The following is a 12,135-nucleotide window of genomic DNA, read 5'->3' as shown; positions in this document are numbered from 1 at the left end:
GTTGCTGGTATGGTTGATGCTCGCAAATATTGCCATCATCATAACATTGCCGCTGTACTGTGGAAGAGTCACTGGTGCATAAAATCATCATTTGGCATGATTTTTCGTCACTAATATTTAATAGCGTGACTTTTTATTTCCATGGCATGCTTTAAGCTTATCTAATTAGGGCTATGCCAGTTTGTTGGACAGACAGATTGTGAAATTTATCAATGGTCGGCATAAATTTGTTTCCCTGGCATACTGAAAAGTCTAAAAGCGACTACTATTGAAACAAATGGGCGCAGTTTTCCGCTGATGCTGTTTTTGTTGATGTTGTACTGATCTAGTTAAGGAGATCTCTATGATTCGTGAGCAAATAGAAGCAAAGTTGGTGGCGGCATTTGAACCTGCGTACCTAGAGGTAACAGATGAGAGCTACCGCCATAACGTACCAGCTGGCTCTGAAAGCCATTTTAAAGTGGTGCTGGTGAGCGATAAATTCGTCGGTGAGCGTTTCCTGGCTCGGCATCGTGGTATCTACGGTGTATTGGCTGAAGAGCTAGCAGGCAGCGTTCACGCCCTGGCTCTACATACCTATACATTAAAAGAGTGGGAAGGCTTGCAAGACACTGTGCCGGCCTCGCCGTCTTGTCGCGGCGCAGGCACTTTAGCCTAATTTAAGTCACGTCAATCTTATAATACCCGTTATGCTTCAAGTTGCAGGGTTTTTGGCTCAGTTACCGCCTTCCTGCATCTTGAAGTTATTGAGTCTTGAAGTTTATTGACTGTAGCATCACGGTATTTGTGGAACTTTCTGCCATAGATGCGGTATTACTAGATGCGAATTTTAAAAACGGCCTTCGGGCCGTTTTTAGTTTCTTAAGCGGCAAGATAATTGAAGCTTATGCAGCCTTGATGTTTGCGAGGGATCGTCACCGCTTGTAGATTATTTTTCTATGAGTTGATCAAGTTAACCTTGTTCGTGAGATCACCGTCCTCGACTCGTCGCGGTTGCATCGCTATAATGCCGCGTCTTATTTTTCCGGAATGGTTTCGGGATGCTCTTGAATACAGGGCCAGGGTTCCATATTGGAACCGTCCCGGTTCTTAGACGTCGTTTTCAAGGTCAGTTGTTGCTGATGACTTCTTATCTTGAGAACGACGTCTGGAGTTGACCGAGCACTGTGATTTTTTTGAGGTAACAAGATGCAAGTTTCTGTTGAAACCACTCAAGGCCTTGGGCGTCGTATTAATATTACTGTTCCTGCTGATAGCATTGAAAAGGCAGTGAAGAGCGAACTGGTCAACGTGGCTAAAAAAGTTCGTATCGATGGCTTCCGTAAGGGCAAAGTACCAAACCACATCATCGAGCAACGTTACGGTGCTTCCGTACGTCAGGACGTGTTGGGCGATCTGATGCAACGCAACTTTGTTGATGCGATCATCAAAGAAAAAATCAATCCAGCTGGTGCACCGAACTACGTTCCAGGTGAATACAAGTTGGGTGAAGATTTCAGCTTTGCCGTTGAGTTTGAAGTTTACCCAGAAGTTGAGTTGAAAGATCTGGAAAACATCGCTGTTGAGAAACCAGTTGTTGAGGTTAACGAAGCTGATGTTGATGCCATGCTGGAAACTCTGCGTAAGCAACAGGCTGACTGGAAAGACAGCGACGCTGCAGCTCAGGCTGAAGACCGTGTGACCGTTGATTTCTCCGGTTCTATCGACGGTGAAGAGTTCGAAGGTGGCAAAGCCGCTGATTTCGTTCTGGCAATGGGCCAGGGCCGCATGATCCCAGGCTTCGAAGAAGGCTTGGTGGGTCATAAAGCGGGTGAAGAATTCACTATCGACGTTAACTTCCCAGAAGATTACCACGCTGAAAACCTGAAAGGGAAAGCAGCTAAGTTTGATATCGTTCTGAAGAAAGTTGAAGAGCGTGAACTGCCAGAACTGACTGCTGAATTCATCAAGCGTTTCGGCGTAGCTGATGGTTCTGTTGATGGTCTGCGTGCAGAAGTACGTAAAAATATGGACCGTGAGCTGAAAGGCGCGGTACGTAACCGTATTAAAACTCAGGTTCTCGACGGTCTGGTTGCTGCTAACGACATCGACGTTCCAGCTGCACTGATCGACGGTGAAGTTGACGTTCTGCGTCGTCAGGCTGCACAGCGTTTTGGTGGCAACGAAAAACAAGCGCTGGAATTGCCACGCGAGTTGTTCGCAGAGCAGGCTAAGCGTCGCGTAGTTGTAGGTTTGTTGCTGGGTGAAGTGATCAGCAAAAACGAACTGAAAGCTGACGAAGATCGCGTTAAAGCACTGATCGAAGAAATGGCTTCTGCATACGAAGATCCGCAGGAAGTTATCGAGTTCTACAGCAAAAACAAAGAGCTGATGAACAACATGCGTAACGTCGCGCTGGAAGAACAAGCCGTCGAAACTCTGTTGTCTCAAGCTAAAGTGACTGAAAAAGCGACAACTTTCACTGAGCTGATGAACCAGAACACCGCTGCATAATTTTGCAGATATTGAGTGCTAGTTATGGCATTCATCTCAAACCCGTGGTGAGAACTGCGGGTTTTTTTATTTCTATTTATTCCCGCTAGTCTTCAACAACCTGAAGTGGTGGCTGCGCGGCTTGCCGCCGACCTGCATCTTGAAGTTTATTGGGTATAAATAGTTGGCTTTTTTATTGTTTCGGCTATTTTTGTACTATATTTATCAGCGTCATATCTAAAAAATATGCGTCCAGGGAGGCGGAAAGCCGTCCATCAGCGCTTCTGAGAGCCGAACTTTGCAAAAGAAATTCCAGAAGGGCTTGAAAATGGCCTCTTTTCCCCCAATTGTCTACGAGACATATAGGTAACTTTGCTGTTAACTTCTAACTGATAACAACCGTCTGCCGTTAAACGGCGACCAGGCCGCTTGGGCATAGTCATAGTTATTTATCTCAAGTAGAATCGGTTTCAACTAGCGCCAAAGAGAATTCATTAGGAGACGGTTATGTCATACAGCGGTGAAAGAGAACAATTTGCACCAAACATGGCTCTGGTACCAATGGTGGTAGAGCAGACTTCACGCGGTGAGCGTTCATACGACATCTACTCGCGTCTGCTCAAAGAGCGTGTGATATTCCTCACCGGGCAAGTTGAAGATCATATGGCCAACTTGATCGTGGCTCAGTTGCTGTTTTTGGAAGCGGAAAATCCAGAGAAAGATATTTTCCTCTATATTAACTCACCGGGCGGCGTGATTACTTCTGGTATGTCTATCTATGACACCATGCAGTTTATCAAACCTGACGTTAGTACGATTTGTATGGGTCAAGCTTGTTCTATGGGCTCATTCCTGCTGACTGCCGGTGCTAAAGGCAAGCGTTTCGTTCTGCCAAATGCGCGCGTGATGATTCACCAACCGCTGGGCGGCTTCCAGGGCCAGGCAACGGATATTGATATCCATGCTAAAGAGATCCTGAAAGTCAAAGAGCGTATGAACACATTGATGGCTAAACATACGGGCAAAGCTCTCGAAGAAATAGAGCGTGACACTGAGCGCGATCGTTTCTTGTCCGCACAAGAGGCTGTAGACTACGGTTTAGTCGACTCCGTATTGACACATCGCGTTTAACGGCTTAATTACGCCGGGTTGATGGTCTATAATTATTCTCATACGGACATTTTACCAACGTAGAGAAGCGGTTTAAACGGCTTCTCTACTTAACTGCCAATGGGCAATAACATTATTCATCATCGGCCTGACTTACGGTCGCTATGTGTATAGTCGGTGCCGCTGTGTTTCCATCGCGGGACAAAGAATAAAGAAGAGGTTTACTGATGACAGATAAGCGCAAAGACGGTTCAGGAAAGCTGCTGTATTGCTCTTTCTGCGGCAAAAGCCAGCATGAAGTGCGTAAGCTGATTGCCGGGCCGTCAGTGTATATCTGCGATGAATGTGTCGATTTATGCAATGACATTATTCGCGAAGAGATTAAAGAAGTCGCACCACACCGTGAACGCAGTGCGTTGCCAACTCCGCATGAGATCCGTGAACACCTTGATGATTACGTCATTGGTCAGGAACCGGCGAAAAAAGTGTTGGCGGTTGCCGTTTATAACCACTACAAGCGTCTGCGTAATGGCGATACCAGCAATGGTATTGAGCTTGGCAAAAGTAATATTTTGCTGATCGGGCCAACGGGTAGCGGTAAGACTCTGCTTGCAGAAACACTGGCTCGTTTCCTGGATGTTCCTTTCACGATGGCAGATGCCACCACATTGACTGAAGCCGGTTATGTGGGTGAGGATGTTGAAAACATCATCCAGAAACTGCTGCAAAAATGTGATTACGACGTACAGAAAGCACAGCGCGGTATTGTCTATATCGATGAAATTGACAAAATTTCTCGTAAATCAGACAACCCGTCCATCACCCGCGATGTATCAGGTGAAGGCGTGCAGCAGGCGCTGTTGAAACTGATCGAAGGGACTATTGCTGCTGTTCCACCTCAGGGCGGACGTAAGCATCCACAGCAGGAATTCCTGCAGGTTGATACCTCGAAGATCCTCTTTATCTGTGGTGGTGCATTTGCTGGCCTGGATAAAGTTATCGGTCAACGTATCAACACGGGTACCGGTATTGGTTTCGGCGCAGAAGTTAAAGGCAAGTCTGAGAAAGCAAGTGAAGGCGAACTGTTGGCACAGGCTGAACCAGAAGATTTGATCAAATTTGGTCTGATCCCTGAGTTTATCGGTCGTCTGCCGGTTGTTGCGACCCTGAGTGAGCTAAGCCAGGATGCCCTGATTCAAATCCTGAAAGAGCCGAAAAATGCCCTGACTAAGCAATATCAGGCATTGTTCAATCTTGAAGGTGTTGATTTGGAGTTCCGTGACGAGGCGTTAGTGTCTATCGCTAAAAAAGCCATGGAGCGTAAAACTGGGGCGCGTGGTCTGCGTTCTATCGTTGAAGCCGCATTGCTCAACACTATGTACGACTTGCCATCAATGGAAAGCGTAGACAAAGTCGTTATTGATGAATCTGTGATCGCTGGCCAATCAGAACCGCTGGTAATTTATGGTAAACCCGAGGCGCAGCAAGCTTCAGGTGAATAAATGACCAATTAATCCAGTTGGTTAGTCGATAAATGGGGGATTTTTTCTCCCATTTTTTTTTCTCGTATTCTTGTCGTTGAATGTCGGATATTCATCCCCATATACTCAGTTAACTACATGCTGAAACCCGTCTGACTCGTGTTTTACGAGGTTTCCTTAACCTGGCGGAAGCTAAACTAAGAGAGAGCTCTATGAACCCTGAGCGTTCTGAACGCATAGAAATCCCCGTATTGCCTTTGCGCGATGTGGTGGTTTATCCGCACATGGTGATCCCGTTGTTTGTTGGCAGGGAAAAATCGATTCGGTGTCTTGAAGCCGCGATGGATCACGATAAAAAAATCATGCTGGTGGCACAAAAAGAGGCTTCTACGGATGAGCCTGGCATAAACGATCTCTTCTCTGTAGGGACCGTGGCATCAATACTGCAAATGTTGAAGCTACCAGATGGCACAGTAAAAGTGCTGGTGGAAGGTTTGCAGCGTGCCCGTATTACCCAGCTATCAGACAGCGGCGAACATTTTTCTGCTGGCGCAGAGTATTTGGAATCTCCTGCTGTTGACGAGCGCGAGCAGGAAGTTCTGGTGCGCACGGCGATCAATCAGTTTGAAGGTTATATCAAACTGAACAAAAAAATCCCGCCAGAAGTCCTGACATCATTAAACAGCATTGAAGATGCGGCTCGCTTGGCAGATACCATTGCTGCGCATATGCCATTAAAACTTGCTGATAAACAATCCGTATTGGAAATGTTTGATATCACCGAGCGCCTCGAATATCTGATGGCGATGATGGAATCGGAAATCGATCTGTTGCAGGTTGAAAAACGTATCCGTAATCGCGTTAAAAAACAGATGGAAAAGAGTCAGCGCGAGTACTACCTGAATGAGCAAATGAAAGCTATTCAGAAAGAACTCGGCGAAATGGATGATGCACCGGACGAACATGAAGCCTTAAAACGCAAAATCGACGCGGCAAAAATGCCGAAAGATGCGCGTGAAAAAGCCGAAGCCGAGCTGCAAAAACTGAAGATGATGTCACCGATGTCAGCGGAAGCGACAGTGGTTCGCGGCTATATCGATTGGATGCTTCAGGTTCCGTGGAATGCGCGTAGCAAAGTGAAAAAAGACTTGCGTAAGGCGCAAGAAGTACTCGATACCGATCACTTTGGTTTGGAACGAGTTAAAGACCGTATCCTCGAGTATCTTGCGGTTCAGACACGCGTTAGCAAAATTAAAGGGCCAATCCTTTGCTTGGTTGGGCCTCCGGGCGTAGGTAAAACCTCCCTCGGTCAGTCTATCGCTCGTGCTACCGGTCGTGAATACGTTCGTATGGCATTGGGTGGCGTGCGTGATGAAGCGGAAATCCGCGGACATCGCCGGACTTACATCGGTTCTATGCCGGGTAAATTGATCCAGAAAATGGCGAAAGTTGGCGTTAAAAACCCACTTTTCCTGTTGGATGAGATTGATAAAATGTCTTCGGACATGCGTGGCGACCCAGCTTCTGCGTTGTTAGAAGTGCTGGACCCAGAACAAAACGTCGCATTCAACGACCACTATCTGGAAGTTGATTATGATTTGTCTGATGTGATGTTCGTAGCAACATCTAACTCGATGAATATCCCGGCTCCGCTGTTGGACCGTATGGAAGTTATTCGTCTCTCTGGTTATACCGAAGACGAAAAACTGAACATTGCTAAGCAGCACTTATTGCCGAAACAAATCGAGCGTAACGCGCTGAAGAAAAACGAATTGACCGTTGATGACAGCGCCATTATTGGCATCATTCGTTTCTATACTCGCGAAGCGGGCGTGCGTAGTTTGGAACGTGAATTATCCAAACTGTGCCGCAAAGCTGTGAAACAGCTGCTGATGGATAAAACCCTCAAGCACATTGAAATCAATGGCGATAACCTGAAAGATTTCTTGGGTGTGCAGAAGGTCGATTACGGCCGTGCTGATACAGAAAACCGCGTAGGTCAGGTGACAGGTTTGGCGTGGACCGAAGTCGGTGGTGAGCTGCTGACTATCGAAACTGCTTGCGTGCCGGGTAAAGGCAAACTCACTTACACCGGTTCTCTGGGGGAAGTGATGCAAGAATCTATCCAGGCGGCTCTGACAGTTGTACGTGCACGCGCTGAAAAACTGGGTATTAATGCTGACTTCTACGAGAAACGTGATATCCACGTTCACGTACCAGAAGGGGCTACGCCGAAAGACGGCCCAAGCGCAGGTATTGCAATGTGTACCGCTTTGGTTTCTTGTCTGACTGGTAACCCGGTTCGTGCTGATGTAGCAATGACTGGTGAGATCACCTTGCGTGGTCAGGTACTGCCGATCGGTGGCTTGAAAGAGAAACTGTTGGCGGCGCACCGTGGTGGCATCAAAGTGGTGCTGATCCCGGACGATAACAAACGTGATTTGGAAGAGATCCCTGATAACGTTCTGGCCGATTTGGAGATTCATCCGGTTAAACGCATCGATGATGTATTGAACCTTGCTCTGCAAAATCCGGCTTTCGGCGCGTTACCTGTTGCTGCAAAATAGTGACATAGCGTAGAAAGAATAAATAATTATCGGGCTGGTAAGTGAATTCTCACTTGCCAGCCTTTTTTTGTGCCGCTACTTTATATGGCTGTTAGCGGGATCAAGTCTGTTCTGGGCAGCTTGCATACCCCTAACAAGATTGATATAACAGCAGCGCTGTCACGTCTGTAGGGAAAAGTTCTACCGTGACGATAGAATTCAAAAGGGGATGATAACGTGAATAAGTCACAATTGATCGATAAGATTGCCGCCGGTGCTGATATTTCTAAAGCGGCAGCTGGACGTGTTTTGGATGCTGTACTTGCATCTGTAACCGATTCTCTGAAATCTGGTGAAGAGGTTGCCCTGGTTGGTTTCGGTACTTTCTCCGTTCGTGAGCGTTCAGCACGTACTGGCCGCAATCCACAGACAGGCAAAGAAATCAGTATCCCGGCAGCTAAAGTTCCAGGCTTCCGTGCTGGTAAATCTTTAAAAGATGCTGTTAACGGATAATTGCCTGATCTTCTAGCGTCAAACCATCATGCAAAAGACAGTAATTGCTGTTTTTAACAGCAGATGGATATGTTTAAAACAACAAAGATCGCTGTGTTAAACAATAACCTGACGGCAAAGAGTTGGTGAGGTAAGATACAAGGCGCATCAAAATGATGCGCCTTTTTTCTTTTTCGATTGAGAGAACGGTACGAGCTTGTTGGCAGTGATTCTTTTGAACACCAAATGAAACGAAGTGTCAGTGTAAACATGCAGTTTAATGGTTAACATCCACATTGGGTGTCGCAGGAATAGCTAGGTTTCTCTTCTTGCAGCCAGGTTCTAACCCCAAAACACAGCGGAGTGTTGCTTCACTATGATGGACAATTTACGCGCGGCCGCCAATCATGTCGTGCTCAAAATCATTCTTGGCCTGATTGTCTTGTCATTTGTTTTGACAGGCGTAGGTAACTATTTAATTGGCGGATCGGGCGACTATGCTGCCAAAGTAAACGGCCAGGAGATCAGCCGTGCTAAGTTAGAAGAAGCGGTGCAAAATCAGCGTGCGCGCCTTCAACAACAGCTTGGCGATCAGTTCGCAACACTTGCCGGCAGCGATGGCTACATGCAGCAATTGCGTCGTGAATCTTTGAATAATCTGATCGACGTAACGCTGCTTGATCAATATTCGAAAAAGTTAGGTGTTACCGTCAGCGATGATCAAATCAAAGCGGCAATTCTTGCGGCTCCGCAATTCCAGACTAATGGCCAATTTGATAACGCTAAGTACGTACAAAGCGTACAGAGCCTCGGCTATACGCCAGACCAATTCGCTCAATTGATGAAACAGCAACTGGTTAGCCAACAATTGGCGCAAGCATTTGGCGAATCAGACTTTGTTTTACCAGTTGAAATCAAAACTTTGTCATCGCTGTTGCTGCAAGAGCGCGATGTTCAGACTGCAACTTTCAACACCGCTGCTTTGGCTGCTAAACAGCAGGCCAGCGATGCCGAACTTCAAGCGTTTTACGAGCAGAATAAGAACCGCTTTGTGTCGCCAGAAGAGTTCAAAATCAGCTATATCGAAATGGATGCTGCGGACATTCAGAGCAAAGTTACGGTGAGCGATGCTGATGTTTCCGCTTACTATGACCAGCACAGTTCAGAATTCGGCCAACCAGAACGTCGTCGCTACAGCGTCATCGTTTCTAAAAACCAGGCCGATTCTGATGCTATTGCGGATGAGCTGAAAAAAGGCGCTGATTTTGCTCAGCTCGCTAAAACCAAATCCACCGATACGCTCAGCGGCGCAAAAGGTGGGGATTTGGGTTGGATGGAGCCAGAAACCACGCTGCCAGAATTTAAAACCGCTAATTTGACGACTAAAGGTCAGGTTTCAGGCGTGATTAAATCTGATCTGGGATATTTCATCCTACGTTTGGATGATGTTACTCCTGCGCAGGTTAAACCTCTGAACGAAGTCCGTGACGATATCATTAGCAAGTTGAAGCAAGAGAAAGCGCTGGATGCCTACTACGCCTTGCAACAAAAAGTGAGTGATGCGGCAACCAATGACAATGAATCTTTGACTTCTGCTGAGCAGGCTGCGGGTACTAAAGCTGTTCACACTGATTGGTTCACTGAGCAAAATATTCCTGCGGCAATCAATTTCAAACCTGTCACTCAGGCTATTTCAGGCGGCTCATTGCTTGGTCAAGCTGGCGCGCCAGGCAGTAACTCTGATGTGATTACCGTTGATGGCGATCGTGCCTTTGTTATCCGTATCGATGATCATAAAGCAGCCGGTGTGAAACCTTTTGCTGACGTTAAAGATCAAGTGATTACGCTGGTTAAGCAGCAAAAAGCGGAAGATCAGGCGCGTGTTGATGGCGCTAAGATCTTGGCTGCGCTGAAGGCCGGTAAAGGTGATGACGAGATGAAGGCTGCTGGCCTGAGCTTTAGTAATGTACAAAAAGTACAACGTACTCAGCAACCGTCTGACTTCGAGCAAAACGTTTACGCATTGCCACAGCCGCAGAAAGATGCGGTGAGCTACGGTATTTCGGAAGATCAGCAAGGCAATACAGTGTTGATTAAACTGACCGCTGTAAACCCGGGTGTCTTGCCTGAATCAGACACCGCACGTTTCTCTGACGAAATTCAGAAAATGTCGTCAAATGCGACCTTCGATGCACTGCTGAACAGCTTGCGTCAGGAAGCAAAAATTAAGTTGGGCACAGCCGCTCAGAACTGATTTTATGCGGGATATCCCGCAGTTTGATGCAACAAGATGCAATACCAAAAGGCCGCTTTCGCGGCCTTTTCCATTTTTAAAATCTGCCGTTTGTTTGCTGAACTGATTTGTCGCACGATGCCCGTGCTGTCAAACACATGGAGGATACAGCATGAAAAAAATGGGCATGACCACACTGACTCTGGCACTTGTTCTTTCTACCCTATCTTTTGGCCTACAGGCTGCGCCGCCTTTGCAGGCTAAAACGCCTCAGGCTGTGACGAGTAGTAAAGTCACGCGAGCAGCGGAAAGTCCTAACCAGACTAAAAGCAAAATAGCACCTGGTGAAGGGGATATGGTCAGCATCAATACGGCAACGGCAGAGGATTTTGCCCGAGTGATGAACGGGGTCGGCTTAAAAAAAGGACAAAGGATCGTAGATTATCGTAATGAGTTGGGAGCTTTTACCGATGTTGACCAGTTACAAGAAGTTCCAGGAATTGGTCCCGCGCTTTTTGAGCGTAATCGCGCGCACCTTAAACTGTGATGACGATCGCGACATAAGATGCCAAAAATCTATTGTTTCATTCTTCTGCTAATCTAAAGGACATCCGACCAGTTCAGGTTAATGGTAGCCTGAGCTGGTCCCCGTCGCTGGAGAGATAAGCAATGGCACAAACAACGATTAAAGTTCTCGGTTTTCATATTGATGTTTATCAGCATGTTAATAATGCGCGTTATCTTGAGTTCCTTGAAGCTGCACGTTGGCAGTGGTTGGATGGTCACTCAAGCGAAAAGTGGATGCGTGAAAAAAACATGGCGTTCATTGTGGTAAATATCAATATCAACTACCGCAAATCCGCAGTATTAGGTGATGAGTTACTCATTGATAGCAAGGTGAAGGAATTAGGCAAGAGAAGCGGCGTATTGGAGCAAGTGATCACTTGCAAAGGCGAAGCCGTAGCCGATGCAGCAATCACCTTTGTATGCATTGATCTTAAAACGCAAAAGTCTTTGGCATTAGAAGGGGAGCTTTTGGAAAAGCTCGAAAAACTTTAAAAGCATTGTATTAAATCCGTTCCGGGATTTGGGCGGCTTTTTAAAAGTGTAACGGTGTAAATTTCGGCTTCTCAAATGTAGTGTTCAATTTGGCATTGCAGCCTAAGCCGCCTAAAGGACCGAGGCGCGGTCCTTTAGAATCCTGCGCCTTTTCAAGCTTTTACCAAGAGTTCAGCGGAGACTATGTTTCAGCCACCACTGCGACAGGCGCAAATTTCATGGCTCCGCCATCCCTTCCTCGGATTCGAGCCCACTCGCTTAAAGCGCTCGCTGTCTCTCCACCACTCGTCAGTGAAATTTTGAGTGCGCCACCAAACTTATCAAATTCAAAAGATAAAATGCCTTTGCCTTCTTGTTTGTGCCGTTGCCGTTGATTTAAAAGCCGCCAAGCGCACTCAAAATGCCACCGGTGGAGTGGTGAAATACAATGGGTTTATCGTTGGCTTGAACCCGCAAGCGGGAAGCCTGGAAGGCTGGTATTTGCGCTATCACGGAAGCTTCTGAAACATGGCCTCCACTGGACTAGATATTGAGGGGGTAAAAAGGCGTGGGATGGCGAAGGGGGGCGCCCCCCCTTGGCTCGGTTCAGTCGATAGCCTTACATTGAGCACTACATTTGAAGAACCGAAAAATTCACAGTTCTAATTTTAAGAAGCCGGGAAAGCACGGCCATTGCTTCCACAATCGTTATGGTCTTAAGAAGCCGCCAAGAATCCCGGCCTGGATTCAAAACAATGATTTT

Annotated in this window: 9 protein-coding genes; all 9 read left to right on the top strand. The window is 46.8% G+C overall.

Annotation, left to right across the window (positions count from 1 at the left end):
- Positions 1–343 precede the first annotated feature (343 nt).
- The 9 genes from bolA to ACL9RG_RS13165 all read left to right on the top strand — a co-directional run bounded on the left by bolA (position 344) and on the right by ACL9RG_RS13165 (position 11,393).
- Positions 344–658 (top strand): transcriptional regulator BolA, encoded by a 315-nt coding sequence (gene bolA, locus ACL9RG_RS13205; RefSeq protein ID WP_422793083.1) that lies wholly within the window; start codon positions 344–346, stop codon positions 656–658.
- Positions 659–1,188: 530 nt separating this feature from the next.
- Complete coding sequence (gene tig, locus ACL9RG_RS13200) at positions 1,189–2,493, top strand: trigger factor (protein WP_422793082.1); 1,305 nt, start codon at positions 1,189–1,191, stop codon at positions 2,491–2,493.
- A gap of 486 nt (positions 2,494–2,979) precedes the next feature.
- Positions 2,980–3,603: an ATP-dependent Clp endopeptidase proteolytic subunit ClpP gene (gene clpP, locus ACL9RG_RS13195; protein WP_422793081.1), complete on the top strand. Its 624-nt coding sequence runs from the start codon at positions 2,980–2,982 to the stop codon at positions 3,601–3,603.
- 206 nt (positions 3,604–3,809) lie between these two features.
- Positions 3,810–5,084 (top strand): ATP-dependent protease ATP-binding subunit ClpX, encoded by a 1,275-nt coding sequence (clpX, locus tag ACL9RG_RS13190; protein WP_422793079.1) that lies wholly within the window; start codon positions 3,810–3,812, stop codon positions 5,082–5,084.
- A gap of 191 nt (positions 5,085–5,275) precedes the next feature.
- Positions 5,276–7,630 carry an endopeptidase La gene (lon, locus tag ACL9RG_RS13185; RefSeq protein WP_422793078.1) on the top strand — a complete coding sequence of 785 codons (2,355 nt, stop codon included), beginning with the start codon at positions 5,276–5,278 and terminating at the stop codon, positions 7,628–7,630.
- Between the two features lie 216 nt (positions 7,631–7,846).
- Positions 7,847–8,122, top strand: a complete 276-nt coding sequence (hupB, locus tag ACL9RG_RS13180) for a nucleoid-associated protein HU-beta (RefSeq protein ID WP_422793077.1) — start codon at positions 7,847–7,849, stop codon at positions 8,120–8,122.
- 355 nt (positions 8,123–8,477) lie between these two features.
- Positions 8,478–10,355, top strand: a complete 1,878-nt coding sequence (gene ppiD / locus ACL9RG_RS13175; RefSeq protein WP_422793076.1) for a peptidylprolyl isomerase — start codon at positions 8,478–8,480, stop codon at positions 10,353–10,355.
- Between the two features lie 151 nt (positions 10,356–10,506).
- The gene (locus ACL9RG_RS13170) at positions 10,507–10,881 is read left to right on the top strand and encodes a ComEA family DNA-binding protein (protein WP_422793075.1); all 375 of its coding nucleotides are present in this window, start codon (positions 10,507–10,509) and stop codon (positions 10,879–10,881) included.
- A 122-nt stretch (positions 10,882–11,003) separates the two neighbouring features.
- Positions 11,004–11,393 carry a YbgC/FadM family acyl-CoA thioesterase gene (locus ACL9RG_RS13165; RefSeq protein WP_422793074.1) on the top strand — a complete coding sequence of 130 codons (390 nt, stop codon included), beginning with the start codon at positions 11,004–11,006 and terminating at the stop codon, positions 11,391–11,393.
- The last annotated feature ends 742 nt before the right edge of the window (positions 11,394–12,135 follow it).

Source organism: Rouxiella sp. Mn2063 (assembly GCF_049319665.1).
Lineage (GTDB): Bacteria > Pseudomonadota > Gammaproteobacteria > Enterobacterales > Enterobacteriaceae > JBMOUD01.
Note: the sequence above shows the minus strand (reverse complement) of the source record. Positions and strands in the feature narration are given on the sequence as shown.

Excerpts from the sequence above, each read along its gene's own strand:
- ACL9RG_RS13170 (WP_422793075.1), top strand. The coding sequence starts at position 10,507 with ATGAAAAAAATGGGCATGACCACACTGACTCTGGCACTTGTTCTTTCT.
- lon (WP_422793078.1), top strand. The coding sequence starts at position 5,276 with ATGAACCCTGAGCGTTCTGAACGCATAGAAATCCCCGTATTGCCTTTG.
- clpP (WP_422793081.1), top strand. The coding sequence starts at position 2,980 with ATGTCATACAGCGGTGAAAGAGAACAATTTGCACCAAACATGGCTCTG.
- clpX (WP_422793079.1), top strand. The coding sequence starts at position 3,810 with ATGACAGATAAGCGCAAAGACGGTTCAGGAAAGCTGCTGTATTGCTCT.
- bolA (WP_422793083.1), top strand. The coding sequence starts at position 344 with ATGATTCGTGAGCAAATAGAAGCAAAGTTGGTGGCGGCATTTGAACCT.
- ACL9RG_RS13165 (WP_422793074.1), top strand. The coding sequence starts at position 11,004 with ATGGCACAAACAACGATTAAAGTTCTCGGTTTTCATATTGATGTTTAT.
- ppiD (WP_422793076.1), top strand. The coding sequence starts at position 8,478 with ATGATGGACAATTTACGCGCGGCCGCCAATCATGTCGTGCTCAAAATC.
- tig (WP_422793082.1), top strand. The coding sequence starts at position 1,189 with ATGCAAGTTTCTGTTGAAACCACTCAAGGCCTTGGGCGTCGTATTAAT.